Below are 14941 nucleotides of genomic sequence, written 5' to 3' on the forward strand. Positions count from 1 at the left end.
CGGTGAGGGCGCCGCGCTCGCTGACCTCGCGCCTGGTGCTCACCGTCGTCGCGCTGGTGCTGCTGGTGACGGTGGTGGTCGCGGCGCTGACGTCGGTGGTGATGCACGCCTACCTCTCCGACCGGCTCGACGGCGACGTCTCCGAGGCGCTGGCGCGCGAGGTCCGCGGCCCCGGCCCGGACGAGATGTCGCGTCTGCCGCCGCCACCGGAGGAGGTGCAGGACTTCATCGTCGGCGGGCAGGCCATCGGCACCGTCAGCGCCCGCTTCGACGACGGGAGTCGCGACGGCCGGGTCCTCGCGGAGGAGCCGAAGATCGGTGCCGACCTGCGCGACCTCGACGACGCGGTGCTCGACGCGCTCGCCGAGGTGGAGCCCGACCGGGGACCCGTGACCGCGGAGCTCCCCGGACTCGGCACCTACCGCGTCGAGGCGCGCACGACGCAGGACGGCGGCGTGGCCGTCGCCGGGCTGCCCACGAGCGAGGTCGACGGCGCCGTCCGGCTCCTGCTGCTCGCCGAGGCAATCCTGGTCGTGCTCGGCGCGGCGGCCGCCTGGCTGGCGGGGCGCGTCGTCGTCCGCCGCCAGCTGCGCCCGCTGACCGAGGTGGCCCAGACCGCGCACGCCGTCGCGGAGCTGCCGTTGGCCTCGGGCGAGATCGGCGTCACCGAGCGCGTGCCGGCGCACCTGACCGACGAGCACACCGAGGTCGGACAGGTGGGTGCCGCGCTCAACACGTTGCTAGCACACGTGGAGGGATCGCTCGACGCCCGGCACCGCAGCGAGCAGCAGGTGCGCCAGTTCGTGGCCGACGCCTCGCACGAGCTGCGCACCCCGCTCGCCACGATCGTCGGCTACACCGAGCTGGCCCGCCGGCGGCCCGGCGACCCCGAGGCCGCGGCCACCGCGCTGGGCAAGGTCGAGGAGGAGTCCGCGCGGATGACCTCGCTGGTCGAGGACCTGCTGCTGCTGGCCCGGCTCGACGCCGGCCGCCCGCTCGCGCGCGAGCCGGTGGACCTGACCCGGCTGCTGCTCGAGGCGGTCGCCGACGCCCGGGTGCTGGCGCCGGAGCACCGCTGGCGCCTGGAGCTGCCCGACGAGGCGGTCGAGGTGCTGGGCGACGAGCAGCGCCTGCACCAGGTCGTGACCAACCTGCTCACCAACGCCCGCAAGCACACCCCGCCCGGCACCACGGTGACGCTGACCGCGCGCCCGGCCGGCTTCGCCGTCCACGACGACGGACCGGGCTTCCCCGCCGACCTGGTGAGCGCCGACGGCCGCGGCGCCTTCGAGCGCTTCGCCCGGGGCGACGCCGCCCGCACCCGCGGTCGATCCGGTGGCGCGGGGCTCGGCCTGGCCATCGTCGAGGCCGTGGTCGGCGCCCACGGCGGGCGCGTGGAGTTGAGAACCGCGCCCGGGGACACCACCATCGAGGTGGAGCTCCCCGCGCGCTGAGTCACCCACCGTCCCATCGGGAGACGGGGCTCGGCCGCCACCGGCCCGGATTGGCCGAACCGCAGATTGTCTGACAATCTGGCGGGGACTGAAGGAGGCCCTCGTGACCGTCACGCCGACCCGCACGCCCTACCAGCTCGCCGAGGAGCGCACGGCGCACAACTACCACCCGCTGCCGGTGGTGGTCGAGCACGCCGAGGGCGCCTGGATGACCGACGTCGAGGGCAACCGCTTCCTGGACCTGCTCGCCGGGTACTCCGCCCTCAACTTCGGCCACAGCCACCCCGAGCTCCTGCGCGTGGCGCACGAGCAGCTGGACCGGCTCACCCTGACCAGCCGCGCCTTCGTGCACGACCGGTTCGCCGACTTCTGCGCCGCGCTCGGCGACCTGGCCGGCAAGGACCTCGTGCTGCCCATGAACACCGGCGCCGAGGCCGTCGAGACCGCCATCAAGGTGGCCCGCAAGTGGGGCTACGAGGTCAAGGGCGTGACGCCGGGCCAGGCCAAGATCATCGTGATGACCGGCAACTTCCACGGCCGCACCACCACCGTCGTCGGCTTCTCCGACGACCCCGACGCCCACAACGGCTTCGGCCCCTTCGCCCCCGGCTTCGAGGCCGTCCCCTACGGCGACCTCGCCGCCGTCGAGGCCGCCATCGACGAGAACACCGTGGCCGTGCTGCTCGAGCCCATCCAGGGCGAGGGCGGCGTCGTCATCCCGCCCGACGACTTCCTGCCCGGTGTGCGCGAGCTGTGCACCCGCCACAACGTGCTGATGGCCGCCGACGAGATCCAGGCCGGCCTGGGTCGCACCGGGCGCACCTTCGCCTGCGACCACCACGACGTCGTCCCCGACCTCTACATCCTCGGCAAGGCGCTCGGCGGCGGCATCGTGCCCGTCTCGGCCGTCGTCGCCGACCGCGAGGTGCTCGGAGTCCTCCGCCCCGGCCAGCACGGCTCCACCTTCGGCGGCAACCCGCTGGCCTGCGCCGTCGGCCACGCCGTCGTCACGATGCTGGCCACCGGCGAGCACCAGCGACGCGCCACCGAGCTCGGGGTCGTGCTGCGCGAGCGGCTCGAGGCGATGGTGGGCCACGGGGTGCTCGCCGTCCGCACCCGCGGCCTGTGGGCCGGCATCGACATCGACCCCACCGTGGGCACGGGCCGCGACGTCTGCGAGGCCCTGATGGCGCGCGGCGTCCTGGCCAAGGACACCCATGGCTCCACCATCCGCCTGGCTCCCCCGCTGGTCATCTCCGAGGAGGACCTGCGCTGGGGCCTGGACCAGCTGGCCGCCGTCGTCGGCGCTGCCTGACCCGAGCGTCCCGAGCTCCTGAGCAGCGCACCGGCGCTGCTCAGGAGCACTTCCTGCCGCGAACCTTCGCGCCGAGCCCGGGCCGCCCTCAGGCGGGGTCGGCGAGCGCGCCCACGAGCGTTGGAAGAGAGCCGCCGATCAGGGCGAGCAGCTCCTCGCGCGTGACGGCGGAGCCGGCCGGGTCGGCCACCCAGGTCAGCACCATGTCCTCGACCATGACGGCCCAGCCGCGCACCAGCAGGCGGGTCACGGGGGTGTCGGGGATCAGCTCGCCCTGGGCGTCCTCGGCGAAGATCCGGCCGGTGAGGGCACCGAGCGCCTCGTCGTAGATCAGGCGCAGCGTCGGGTTGCCGCCGGCGGCGCCCTTGACCAGCGAGAGGTAGCCCTCGTAGTTGGCCTCCACGTACTCCAGGTAGGCCGCCATCGAGCGGCTCATCCGCTCCAGCGGCTCCCCGCCGGCCGGTGGCGCCGTCTGGGCGATCAGGTCGTCGGCGGCCCGGCGGACGACGGCCTCGTGGAAGTCGTGCTTGTTGCCGAAGTAGTGATAGAGCAGCCCGCGCGAGATGCCGGCCTCCTCGGCCAGCAGGTCGATCGAGAGCTCGTCGAGCGAGCGGCTGGCCAGCAGGCGCACGCCGAGGTCGAGCAGCTGCTCGCGGCGCTGCTCGGGGGTCAGCCGGGTCCGGGCGGAACTTGTGGTGGCGCTCACGGGGACCATCCTACCGATTCTATTGACGATTGTTCAATAACGCTCGTACAGTCCTCCCCATGAGCACCCCCAGCCCCTCCCCCGCACCCCGCGAGGTCGACCACCTGGTGATCGGCGCCGGGTTCGCGGGCCTCGCCGCCGCCATCAAGCTCGACGAGGACGGCGAGCGCGACCTCGTCGTCATCGAGAAGGGCTCCGACGTCGGCGGCACCTGGCGCGACAACACCTACCCGGGTGCCGCGTGCGACGTGCCGAGCCAGCTCTACAGCTACTCCTTCGCGCCGAACCCGGACTGGTCGATGTCGTTCTCGCCGCAGCCCGAGATCCAGGCCTACATCCAGAAGGTGGCGCAGCGCTCGGGCGTGCTCGACCGCTTCCTGTTCGACACCGAGGTCACCTCGGCCACGTGGGACGACAGCGCGCAGCGCTGGCAGGTGCAGACCACCAGCGGCGACTTCTCCGCCCGCACGGTGATCAGCGCCGCCGGCGGCCTCTCCGAGCCCAAGCTGCCCGAGATCGAGGGCATCGAGGGCTTCGGCGGCGAGATCTTCCACTCCGCCCGCTGGAACCACGAGGCCGACCTGACCGGCAAGCGCGTCGCCGTCATCGGCACCGGCGCCTCGGCCATCCAGATCGTGCCGCAGCTGCAGCAGGTGGCCGGCCACCTCGACGTCTACCAGCGCACCGCGCCCTACGTGCTGCCGCGCCACGACCGTCGCTACAGCGGGGTGGAGAAGCTCGCGCTGCGCCACGTGCCCGGCCTGCAGAGCCTGTACCGCACGGCGATCTACTGGGGCCGCGAGAGCTACGTGCCCGCGTTCACGCGGATGCCGAAGCTGGCCTACCCCGCCAAGAAGATGGCGCTCGGCAACATCGCCAAGGGCATCAAGGACCCCGAGCTGCGTGCCAAGGTGACGCCCGACTTCGAGATCGGCTGCAAGCGCATCCTGATCTCCAACACCTACTACCCGGCGCTGGCCAGCGAGAACGTCGAGCTGGTGACCGACCCGATCGCCCGGGTCACCGAGGGCGGCGTCGTGACCCGCGACGGCGTCGAGCGGCCCATCGACGTGCTCGTGGTGGCCACCGGCTTCCACACCACCGAGCTGCCGATCACCGAGCACCTCACCGGTCGCTCGGGCCGCACGCTGGCACAGGTGTGGGGCGAGACCGGCATGGCCGCCTACAAGGGCACCGCCGTCGCGGACTTCCCGAACCTGTTCTTCATCGTCGGCCCCAACACCGGCCTGGGGCACTCCAGCATGGTGTTCATGATCGAGTCGCAGGTGGCCTACATCCGCGACGCGCTGCGCACCATGCGCCACCACGACTACGCGGTGCTCGAGGTCGACCGGGCCAGGCAGGACGGGTACAACGCCGACCTGCAGCGCCGGATGAAGCCCACCGTGTGGACCACCGGCGGCTGCGCGAGCTGGTACCTCGACGCGCACGGCAACAACACCACCTTGTGGCCGCGCAGCACGTTCGCGTTCCGCGGCCAGACCGCCAGCTTCGACGTCGACGCCTACCGCGTCACCGCACCCACCAGCCTCGAGCCCACACCCACCAGCAAGCCCACCAGCACCCCCGACCTCCAGGAGGCCTCCGCATGAAGACCCTCGACGACAAGGTGGTCGTGATCACCGGTGCCGGCTCCGGCATCGGCCGTGCCCTCGCCCTCAACCTCGCCCGCCGCGGCTCGCTGCTCGCGCTCTCCGACGTCGACGAGGCCGGCCTCGCCGAGACCGTCGACCTGGTCAAGGGGGCCGGTGCGCGCGAGGTGCGCAGCGACCGGCTCGACGTCGCCGACCGCGACGCCTTCGCCGCCTACGCCGCCGCCGTGGCCGAGCAGTTCGGCCGCGTCAACGTGGTGGTCAACAACGCCGGCGTCGCGCTCTCCGGTGACCTCGCCGAGATCTCCTACGACGACATGGAGTGGATCGTCGGCATCAACTTCTGGGGCGTCGTGCACGGCACCAAGGAGTTCCTGCCGCACCTGATCGCCTCCGGCGACGGCCACGTGGTCAACCTGTCCTCGCTCTTCGGTCTCATCTCGATGCCCGGGCAGAGCGCCTACAACGCCACCAAGTACGCCGTGCGCGGCCTCACCGAGGCGCTGCGCGAGGAGATGCTCATCGCCGGTCACCGCGTCGGCGTCACCGCCGTGCACCCCGGCGGCATCAAGACCGCGATCGCCCGCAACGCCCGCGTCTCGGAGAGCGAGGACCAGGCGGCCACCGCGAAGTTCTTCGACGAGAAGCTGGCCAAGATGACGCCGGAGCGCGCGGCCGAGATCATCGTGCGCGGCATCCTGCGCAACCAGGCGCGGGTGCTGGTGGGGCTCGACGCCCACGCCCTGCACCACTTCGCCAAGCTCACCGGCTCGCGCTACCAGGACGTCGTCGCCATCGCCTCCAAGCGCGTGCTGCCCCCCAAGACCAAGGCCGTCTGACCCCGATCGACACCGTCCGCGGGGGCGGGCCGGCAACGGCCCGCTCCCCCGTTCGGGCCACGTACCGGCACGCATTTGGGAGGATGGGGGCATGGCCCCCCACGCTGGCGACGTCGCGCGCGTCGTCATGACCAAGTGGGGCCGGCGCGCGCACTGGCAGTTCGACGCGCTGGTGCTGGGCACCGACGACGACGGCACCTGGCTCGGCGTGCCGATGGGGACCCGCATGGTCCGGCCGGGCGCCGAGTACGTCGCGCCGGTCGCGCAGGTGTGCCTGGTGCCCCCGCCGGGCCGCAGCCACGACCGCGGGTGGGTGGCCACCTTCCACGCCGCCGGCGGTCCGGTGGAGTGCTACGTCGACATGACCACGCCGCCCTACTGGACCGGCCCCGACCTGAACGCCGTCGACCTCGACCTCGACGTCGTGCGCGGTCCCAGCGGCCGCGTGTGGGTCGACGACGAGGACGAGTTCGCCCGGCACCGCACCGAGCTCGGCTACCCCGAGGAGCTGGTGCTGCTCGCCGTCACGACCGCCGAGCGGATCCGCACGGCCCTGTGCGAGGCGCACGCACCGTTCGACGGCCGGGTCGACGCCTGGTTCGCCGTCCTGGACGACGCCCTCGCGCACGACCAGACCGGCTCCTGACCGGGCTCGCGTCGGAGCCACCTGGCGCTGTGGAACGCTGAGCCGGTGCGCATCGACTTCCACGCCTCCCCCTCCCCGACCCTCGGGGTGGAGTGGGAGCTGGCGCTGGTGGACCGACGCACGCGGGACCTGCGCAACGACGCCTCGCACCTCTTCGCGCGCGCACGCCACCGGCTGCCCGAGCCCGACCGGCTGCACCAGGAGCTGCTGCGCAACACCGTCGAGGTGGTCACCGGGGTGTGCGAGACCGTGCCCGAGGCGATGGCGCAGCTGCGGGGCACGCTGGTGCCGGTGCTCTCCGCCGCCGACGAGCTGGGCCTGGACCTCTACGGCGGCGGCACCCACCCCTTCGCCTCGTGGACCGCGCAGGAGCTCACCGAGGGACACCGCTACCGCGAGCTGATGGACCGCACCCAGTGGTGGGGCCGCCAGATGCTCATCTGGGGCGTGCACGTGCACGTCGGGCTGCCCGAACAGTCCCGCGTGATGCCGGTGCTCACCGCGCTGCTCACCTACTACCCGCACCTGCAGGCGCTCTCGGCCTCCTCGCCCATCTGGGCCGGCGTCGACACCGGCTACGCCTCCAACCGCGCCCTGATGTTCCAGCAGCTGCCCACCGCCGGACTGCCCTTCCACTTCCAGGAGTGGGCCGAGTTCGAGGCCTTCGCCCGCGACCAGCTCACCACCGGCGTCATCGACGACCTCTCCGAGATCCGCTGGGACCTGCGCCCCGCCTGCCACCTCGGGACGTTGGAGAACCGGGTGTGCGACGGCGTCTCGACCGTCGAGGACCTCGCCGCGCTGACGGCGCTGATGCACTGCCTGGTGGTCGACCTCGACACCCGGCTCGCTGCTGGCGAGCGGCTGCCGACGATGCCGCCATGGCACGTGCAGGAGAACAAGTGGCGTGCCGCGCGCTACGGGCTCGAGGCGATCGTGATCGTCGACGAGCAGTCCACCGAGCGGCTGGTCACCGACGACCTCGCCGACCTGCTGGAGCGCCTCGCGCCCGTGGCCGAGCGGCTCGGCTGCTCCGCAGAGCTCGCCTCGGTGGCGCGGATCCCGGAGCGCGGCGCCTCCTACCAGCGCCAGCGCGCCGTCGCCCGGGCGCACGAGGGCGACCTGGTCGCCGTCGTCGACTCCGTGGTGCGCGAGCTGCGCAGCAGCCTGGAACCGGTGCGGTAGTCCGGCCCACGGGCAGTGCTCCGTGTCCAGGGCTCAGTAGCCGCCCTCGGGCGGCACCATCTCCAGCCGGACGCCGACCAGCCGCACGGGCCTGTCCTGCTCCACCCGGTCCAGCAGCGCCACCGCCGCCTCCTCCAGCACGCGGGGGTCCCGGGTGGGAGCGGGCAGCTTGCGGCTGCGGTTGACCGTCGTGAAGGGCCGGTAGCGCAGCTTCAGCCCGACCCGCCAGGCGTCGCGCCCCTCGGCCTCGACGTCGGCCAGCACCCGGCGCGTGATCCGGCGCACCGCGTCGGTGACCTCCGACCACAGCTCCAGGTCGGCCTGGAAGGTTTCCTCGCGGCCGTGGGCCCGCGGCACCCACGGGGTGGCGTCCACCGGGCTGTCGTCGACGCCCCGCCCCAGCCGCCGGTACCAGGGTCCGGTGGTGGGCCCCAGCGCGGCGGCGAGCTCGTGCGGGTCGGCGGCCGCCAGCTGCGCCACGGTCTCGACGCCGAGCTCGGTCAGCCGGGCCGCGATCCGCGGGCCGACGCCCCACAGCGCCCGGGTGGACTCGTGACCCAGCTGGTCGAACCAGGTGTCGTGGGTGATCACGTGCACGCCCGGCTCGGGCTTGCCGCGGTCGGTCGCGATCTTCGCCTGCAGCTTGTTGGACCCGATGCCGACCGAGCAGCGCAGGCCCGTGGCCTCCAGCACCGCCGCGCGCAGCTGCTGGGCGAAGGCCTCCGGGTCGCGGCCGGCGGTCGGTGGGCCCTCCCGCTCGGGCTCCGGTCCCCCGCCGGGTGCCACGAACGCCTCGTCCCAGCCCAGCACCTGCACCACCACCGGCACCCCGTCCCAGTGCTGCGCGCGGAGCGTGGCCATCACCTGCTCGGAGGCGGCCTCGTAGACCGGTCGGTCGACCGGCAGGAAGACCGCCTCGGGGCAGCGGCGCGCCGCCACCCGCAGCGGCATGCCGGAGCCGACGCCGAACGCACGCGCCTCGTAGGAGGCGGTGGAGACCACGCCACGCTCGGTCGGGTCACCGCGGCCCCCCACGACCACCGGCCGCCCGGCCAGCTCGGGGCGGCGCAGCACCTCCACCGCCGCGAGGAACTGGTCGAGGTCGACGTGCAGCACCCACCGCGGTGGGCTGCCCTGGTCCTGCGCCTCGTCCTGCGGCGACGGCATCAGCCCTCCAGCGGTCGCGGGGGCGGCAGCGCGTCGGTGGACTCCATCTGGTCCATCCCGGTGAGCAGCAGCAGGTCGACGGTGATCGAGCGCAGCTGCGCCAGGATCGCCTCCGAGGCGAGCACCGCGGAGCGCTCCACCTCGCCGGTGGCGCGGCCCACCTCGACGAGCGCCTCGCGCGCCGAGACCGCCATCCGGTCCTCGGCCAGCTCGGCCGCAGCGGCCTCGGCGGCGTCGGCCAGGGCGTGCGCGAGCCGAGCGTAGGCCTGCGGCACCTCGCGGTGGTGGTAGGCGGTGACGGCGGTCTGCCGCACCAGCACCCGGGTGCTGCGCAGCGCCCGGTCCAGCGGGTCCACCAGCTCGCTCATCCGGCGCAGGTGCGGCCGGTGCCGCACCCGGAAGGGCGAGGAGGCCACCACCGACATGCCCTCGTCGGCGGCCAGCTGCAGCTCGCGGATCAGCGAGTCGGTGGACCGCGCGTCGGCCAGCACGGCCAGGCCGTGGTCCACCTCGCCGTCGAGCATCACGTCGCCGGCCGCGCGCAGCAGCTCGCTGATCTTGCGCACCACCCGGGCGGCCTGCTCGCGAGGACGGCGCAGCGGTGCGGCGGGCACCACGGTGGCCGCCACCAGCGCCACCGCACCGCCGATCAGCGCGTCGGTCCAGCGCACCAGCGCCTCGTCGGGCGCCGGCACCAGCGAGGCCACCACGATCGACTGCACCGCTGCTTGGGTGACCAGGACGTTGCCGGTGTCGAGCACGAGCGCCGTCGACATGGCCAGGGCCACCACCAGCGCCAGCTGCCAGGCGCCCGAGCCGGTGACCTGCACCAGCACGTCGGCGATCAGCACGCCGACCGCGACGCCGACGGTGACCTCGCTGACCCGTCGCAGCCGCTGGCCGTAGGAGGTGCCGAGGCTGACGACTGCCGCGATGGGGGCGAAGAACGGCGTGGGGTGGTCGAAGACGTCGGCGGCCAGGAACCACGCGACGCCGGCCGCGAGCGCGCACTGCGCGACGTGGAAGCGCTTGGCGCGCAGCCGGCCCAGCCGCTGGCGCACCGAGACCCGCCCGCGGCTCCACAGCCGGTCCAGCGAGGCCTCCATGCCCCGATCCTCGCAGGCGTGCCCCGGGGGTGGCGAGCTCGCCGCCCCCGGGGCACCCGGGCCGGAGCAGTGCCGGGTCAGTGCCGGCTCAGCGCCGGGTGCTGTGGGCGTGTGCGAGCGCCTGCTGCAGGTCGGCCAGGTCGCGGTACCAGACCCGCACCTCGGTGCGGCACCGCACGCGGGCCACCCGCGTGTCGTACTCCGAGCACTCGGCCCGCGACTCGGAGTCCGTGGGCGGGTAGATCGCCGAGCCGTCGTAGTAGTGGATGCCGAAGCCGTTGGCGGCGTCGCCCTCGACCGCCACGATGGTGTCCGGCGGTGGTGCCGCCACCCGGCTCGGGCCGGCCGCGGTGGCCACGCCGAGCAGCCCGACGAGCAGGCCGGTGAGCACCCCGGCGAGGGCGAGCAGCCCGGGGCGCAGGCGCCGGCTGGACGGGGTGGACGGGGTGGACGGGGTGGACGGGGTGGGCTGGGGTCGGGTCATCGGATCTCCTCGAGCGGTCTCGACCGTGCCACCGGAGGGATCCGGCGGTCGGCGAGGACGCTAGGCAGCGCGAGGAGCTGCGGCGAGCGGGTCGGCGACGCCTGTGGAGGGGCGACGTCACGACCCCCGGCTGTGGACGGGGAGCGGTCCGATCAGCGCGCCCGGGTCACCGTGACCGTCATCGAGGAGCAGCCGGAGGCCAGCGAGCGCAGCGCGGACCGCTCGCCGGAGTCGACCGAGAGGCGCCAGCGGTGCTTGACCGCGACCCACTCGCGCAGGTAGCGGCAGCGGTCGTACTGCGGCAGCCACTGGGCGGGGTCCTGGTCGCCCTTGGCCTGGTTGACCGAGTCGGTGACGCCGACCAGCGAGCGGGCGTCGCCGAGGTCGTTGGCGTAGGCGCGACGGGTGGTCGTCGTCCAGCTGCGGGCGCCCGAGTCCCACGCCTCGGCCAGCGGCACCATGTGGTCGATGTCGACGTCGGCCTGGTTCGTCCACGAGACGCGGTCGTAGTAGGAGAACCACCGTCCGCCGCTGAGCGCGCAGCCGCTGCCCACCGACACCGGGTCGTCGGCCTCGCTGATCAGCACCTCGCGCCGGGTGTCGCAGCCGTCGCCGTCGTCGTCGACCCAGTGCGGGAACAGGTCGCGGGAGTAGCCGGTGCGCACCTCGCTGGCCCCGGACAGGTCCTCGACGGCCTGCGCCAACGGCGCGGAGTAGGTCTCCGCGGCCGCCATCGGCGGCACGGCCACCAGCCCGAGGGTCAGGCCGAGCGCGAGCACACCGGCGGTGAGCAGGAACGACAGCAGGCGTCGCACCGGCGAGAGGGCGGTCGGGGGCGTGGCGGTGGTGCTCCGAGTGGTCACCCGAGGAGCCTCGTGGCGTCCGGTGAGCACCACAAGACCGCGACGCGACGACGAGGGAAACCCCTGCTGCTTGTGTCGAGCGTCACCGCCCTGTTGGATCGACGGATGCGGTCGGCGCCACCGACCCGAACTGGACAGGGGGCACGTCGTGGTCACTCCCATCGACCCCACCTCGACCGCTTTCCTGCTGGCCGAGAACCGCTCGATGCCGATGCACGTGGGCGGTCTGCAGCTCTACCGCAAGCCCGAGGGTGCCGGACGCTCCTACGTGCGCGAGATGTACGAGAGCATGCGCGACACCGAGGAGATCAACCCGCTGTTCCTGCGCACGCCCCACCGCTCGCTGCGCACCGCCGGACAGCTCGTGTGGAAGCCCGACGACCAGTTCGACCCCGAGCACCACGTGCGCCACAGCGCGCTGCCCAAGCCCGGTCGGGTGCGCGAGCTGCTCGAGCTCTGTGGCCGGCTGCACGGCACCCGACTCGCCCCCGAGCGGCCCCTCTGGGAGGCCCACGTCATCGAGGGGCTGCGCGACGGCCGGGTCGCCACCTACACGAAGCTGCACCACGCGCTGGTCGACGGGATCTCGGCCATGCGGCTGCTGGCCAGCGTGCACAGCACCGACCCCGACAAGCGTGGGACGCCCGCGCCGTGGGGTGCCCGCCCGCGCTCACGCAAGAGCTCCGAGGAGGCCGACTCCGGCACCCCGCTGACCGAGGTGCCCATCTCGGCGCTGCGCACCGCGCTGGGTCTGACCGCCGAGGCCGCCGGCCTGCCCAGCGCGCTCGTCAAGACCCTCAGCAAGGGGCTGCGCAACGAGACGGCCGCGGTCTCGCTGCACGCGCCGCGCACGATCTTCAACCAGTCGATCACGGGCTCTCGCCGCTTCGCCGCCCAGGACTGGCCGATCGAGCGGTTGCGCACCGTCGGCAAGGCCACCGGCACCACGCTCAACGACGTCGTGCTGGCCATGTGCGCCGGCGCGCTGCGCACCTACCTGCTCGAGCTCGACGCGCTGCCCGAGACCCCTCTGGTCGCGATGGTGCCGGTCGGGCTCAACGCCAAGCAGTCGCAGATCGCCAACGCGGACGGCGGCAACGCGGTGGGTGCGGTGATGGCGCAGCTGGCCACCCACCTCCACGACCCCGCCGACCGGTTGACCTCGATCCACCGCTCCATGCGCGACGGCAAGCAGGCGCTCTCCTCGATGACGCCGGTGCAGATCGTGGCCATGAGCGCGCTCGGCCAGGCCCCCGCGATCCTGACGCCGATGCTGCGCATGCAGGGCATCGTGCGCCCGCCGTACAACGTGATCATCAGCAACGTGCCCGGCCCCCGCACCACGCAGTACTGGAACGGCGCCGAGCTGGTCGGCACCTACCCGCTCTCGATCCCCATCAAAGGGATGGCGCTCAACATCACCTGCACCTCCTACGACGGCAAGCTGGGCTTCGGCCTCACCGGCTGCCGGCGCACCGTGCCGCGGCTGCAGCGCCTGCTCACCCACCTCGACGACGAGGTGGCCGCGCTCGAGAAGGCGGCCGGCGTCTGACCCGGCACTAGACCCTGACGGCGACCACCCGGTAGTTCTCGGCGTCGGGGTCGAAGGTGCTGCTCTCCGGCAGCAGCCCGACGCCACGCAGCTCGGCCTCGAGCTGCTCGTGGCGGTAGGGCCAGCACGACAGCCGCTCCGAGCGGGTCCGCACCGCGGCGGAGCCGTCGTCCGGGAGCTGCGCGATCGCGATCTCGATGCGGTGCTCCTCCTCCCACCGCTCCGCGATCTCCCAGCGGTAGACCACCACGGCATCGCGACCGGCGCGCCGCACCAGCCGCTCCGAGACCTCGAGTCGGGAGCCCCGCGCCCGCACGCGCTCCCAGGTGCGGGAGGTCAGGACCAGGCGGCCCCCGGGGCGCAGCACCCGCGCCATCGCCGCGAGGGCGGCAGCCCGACCCCCATCACCGGCGGCGTGGTGGAGCGAGTTGCCGACGCAGAACACCAGGTCGAGGGAGGCGTCGTCGAGGTGGCGCGGCAGCTCCTCCCACGTCGCCTGCGCCGCGCGCACGGGGGCTGCGTGCTCCTCGGCGAGACGAGCCGTCCGGCGCACCATCGTCGCGCTGGCGTCGGTAGCCGTCACCCGCAGCCCCCGCCGGGCCAGCCCCACGGCCAGCTGACCGGTCCCGCAGGAGCTGTCGAGCACGTGCGCGCCGGCGGGCAACGGGGCGAGGACGTCGTCGAAGGTCGCCGCGAAGTCGTCGGGGTCGAGCTTGGCGTCCGAGATCAGCCACTCGTACACCTCGCCCAGCTCGTCGTAGCCGGTCATGCGTCGCACCCCTCCCCCGGCCACGGGTCGCCGACACCGAGCTCGGTGTAGCCGCCGCCGAGACGCTCGGCGACGGCGCGCAGCCGCAGGCGCGTCACCTCGGCCACGGTCGGGAGCCCCGCACGATCGGCGTTGGACCCCGGGCGCGTGGGCTCGGCGTGGTTGACCGAGAGGCAGCGCCGGCTGCCGCCGTCGGCCAGGTTGGCCAGGGCGACGGCGTGGCCGGTGGTGCCGCTGCCGGCGAAGAAGTCGAGCACCCGGGCATCGGAGGGCATGGTGCCGAGCAGACGCAGCAGCAGGCCGGTCGGCTTGGGCGACTCGAACACGTGCCCCACGAGGGCCTTGAGCTCGGCGACGGCGGTGTCGGTGGAGCCCACCTCCTCGGCCATCCACACCGTCCGCAGCTTCTTGCGGCGCCCCGGGTGCAGCCAGTCGCGCTGCTCGACGTCGACCCGCTCCCCCAGCTTGCCGCGCACCACGCGGCACACCAGGTCGTCGGGGCGCTGCTCGACGAGCGGGCGGCTCCACCGCCACACGGCGGGGCGACCGTCCCCGAAGACCGGCAGCACCCGGGTGGCGCCGTCGAAGTGCTCGGCGCGCACCTCCCCGGTGGCCGGGTCGCCCCACAGCGGGTAGTGCAGGGTCGGCGCCGAGACGGGGTTGAAACGTTTGTTGGTATTCCTGAGCGGCAGCCTGCGGTAGCGGCGCCCCTCGTCCGCCAGCAGCGGGAAGTCGCGGGGGTCCACGGTGTCGGCCGAGCTCGCGTCGAGCACGCAGAGCCGCGCCTCGCGCGCGTACACCAGCAGGTACTCGTGGCTCGTCGCGAAGCCGCCCCCCAGCTGCCGGCCCTTCGGGTTCAGGTTCACCACCACCTGCGCGAGCCGCTGCTCCTCGCCGAACACCTCGTCCATCAGCAGCCGCAGGTGCGCCGACTCGTGGTCGTCGATGCTGACGGCGATCGCGCCCGTCGAGGCCAGCACGGCACGGGCGGCCTCGAGCCGCGGGCGCATCATGGCCAGCCACGCCTCGTGCCTACCGGCCCGCCCCGGCCGGGCCTCGGAGCGGAACGTGTCGGCGTAGGCGAAGTCGTGCCCGGTGTTGTAGGGCGGGTCGATGTACACCAGGTCGACGACGCCGGCCGGCAGCGCACGCAGCACCGCCAGGTTGTCGGCCTCGACGAACGTGTTCCACACCCGGCGCAGGATAGGCCGGTCGGTGCCCGCCTCCGCGCGCCGCCGCGCT

At 73.6% G+C, this 14941-nt stretch carries 14 protein-coding genes; 7 read left to right on the forward strand and 7 right to left on the reverse strand.

Translation table 11 applies throughout. The annotated features are described in order from the left end of the window. The first annotated feature begins 2 nt into the window (after positions 1-2). Positions 3-1454 carry a sensor histidine kinase gene (locus tag ABD948_RS09595; RefSeq protein ID WP_345265140.1) on the forward strand — a complete coding sequence of 484 codons (1452 nt, stop codon included), beginning with the start codon at positions 3-5 and terminating at the stop codon, positions 1452-1454. Between the two features lie 103 nt (positions 1455-1557). Next, a complete protein-coding gene (gene rocD, locus ABD948_RS09600; RefSeq protein ID WP_345265142.1) occupies positions 1558-2769 on the forward strand; it encodes an ornithine--oxo-acid transaminase in 1212 nt (403 codons plus the stop codon). A gap of 88 nt (positions 2770-2857) precedes the next feature. Here rocD and ABD948_RS09605 read toward each other — a convergent pair whose 3' ends face one another. Continuing rightward, complete coding sequence (locus ABD948_RS09605; RefSeq protein WP_345265144.1) at positions 2858-3475, reverse strand: TetR/AcrR family transcriptional regulator; 618 nt, start codon at positions 3473-3475, stop codon at positions 2858-2860. Positions 3476-3534: 59 nt separating this feature from the next. On the opposite strand from ABD948_RS09605, the gene ABD948_RS09610 reads away from it, so the two are divergent. The 4 genes from ABD948_RS09610 to ABD948_RS09625 all read left to right on the forward strand — a co-directional run bounded on the left by ABD948_RS09610 (position 3535) and on the right by ABD948_RS09625 (position 7758). Further along, the gene (locus tag ABD948_RS09610; RefSeq protein ID WP_345265146.1) at positions 3535-5088 is read left to right on the forward strand and encodes a flavin-containing monooxygenase; all 1554 of its coding nucleotides are present in this window, start codon (positions 3535-3537) and stop codon (positions 5086-5088) included. Further along, entirely contained in the window at positions 5085-5927 is an 843-nt protein-coding gene (locus ABD948_RS09615) for an SDR family NAD(P)-dependent oxidoreductase (RefSeq protein WP_345265148.1), read from the forward strand. The genes ABD948_RS09610 and ABD948_RS09615 overlap by 4 nt, the downstream gene beginning before the upstream one ends. Before the next feature lie 91 nt (positions 5928-6018). After that, positions 6019-6573, forward strand: coding sequence for a DUF402 domain-containing protein (locus ABD948_RS09620; protein WP_345265150.1), 555 nt, complete (start codon positions 6019-6021; stop codon positions 6571-6573). Between the two features lie 45 nt (positions 6574-6618). Continuing rightward, the gene (locus ABD948_RS09625; protein WP_345265152.1) at positions 6619-7758 is read left to right on the forward strand and encodes a glutamate--cysteine ligase; all 1140 of its coding nucleotides are present in this window, start codon (positions 6619-6621) and stop codon (positions 7756-7758) included. 33 nt (positions 7759-7791) lie between these two features. Here the strand turns inward: ABD948_RS09625 and ABD948_RS09630 are convergent, their stop codons facing one another. The 4 genes from ABD948_RS09630 to ABD948_RS09645 form a co-directional block, all read right to left on the reverse strand. After that, entirely contained in the window at positions 7792-8925 is a 1134-nt protein-coding gene (locus ABD948_RS09630; protein ID WP_345265154.1) for a DNA polymerase IV, read from the reverse strand. Beyond that, positions 8925-10031, reverse strand: coding sequence for an FUSC family protein (locus ABD948_RS09635; protein WP_345265156.1), 1107 nt, complete (start codon positions 10029-10031; stop codon positions 8925-8927). The genes ABD948_RS09630 and ABD948_RS09635 overlap by 1 nt, the downstream gene beginning before the upstream one ends. An 88-nt stretch (positions 10032-10119) precedes the next feature. Then, positions 10120-10515: a hypothetical protein gene (locus ABD948_RS09640; protein WP_345265158.1), complete on the reverse strand. Its 396-nt coding sequence runs from the start codon at positions 10513-10515 to the stop codon at positions 10120-10122. Between the two features lie 152 nt (positions 10516-10667). After that, positions 10668-11378, reverse strand: coding sequence for a GmrSD restriction endonuclease domain-containing protein (locus ABD948_RS09645; RefSeq protein ID WP_345265160.1), 711 nt, complete (start codon positions 11376-11378; stop codon positions 10668-10670). A 148-nt stretch (positions 11379-11526) separates the two neighbouring features. Here ABD948_RS09645 and ABD948_RS09650 point away from each other — a divergent pair, with 148 nt between their 5' ends. Beyond that, positions 11527-12930 carry a WS/DGAT/MGAT family O-acyltransferase gene (locus ABD948_RS09650; protein ID WP_345265162.1) on the forward strand — a complete coding sequence of 468 codons (1404 nt, stop codon included), beginning with the start codon at positions 11527-11529 and terminating at the stop codon, positions 12928-12930. Positions 12931-12937: 7 nt separating this feature from the next. Here the strand turns inward: ABD948_RS09650 and ABD948_RS09655 are convergent, their stop codons facing one another. Then, complete coding sequence (locus tag ABD948_RS09655; RefSeq protein ID WP_345265164.1) at positions 12938-13699, reverse strand: class I SAM-dependent methyltransferase; 762 nt, start codon at positions 13697-13699, stop codon at positions 12938-12940. Further along, complete coding sequence (locus tag ABD948_RS09660) at positions 13696-14892, reverse strand: site-specific DNA-methyltransferase (RefSeq protein ID WP_345265166.1); 1197 nt, start codon at positions 14890-14892, stop codon at positions 13696-13698. Before ABD948_RS09660 ends, ABD948_RS09655 begins: the two co-directional genes overlap by 4 nt. Positions 14893-14941: the final 49 nt, after the last annotated feature.

The organism is Nocardioides nanhaiensis (genome assembly GCF_039542785.1).
Lineage (GTDB): Bacteria > Actinomycetota > Actinomycetes > Propionibacteriales > Nocardioidaceae > Nocardioides > Nocardioides nanhaiensis.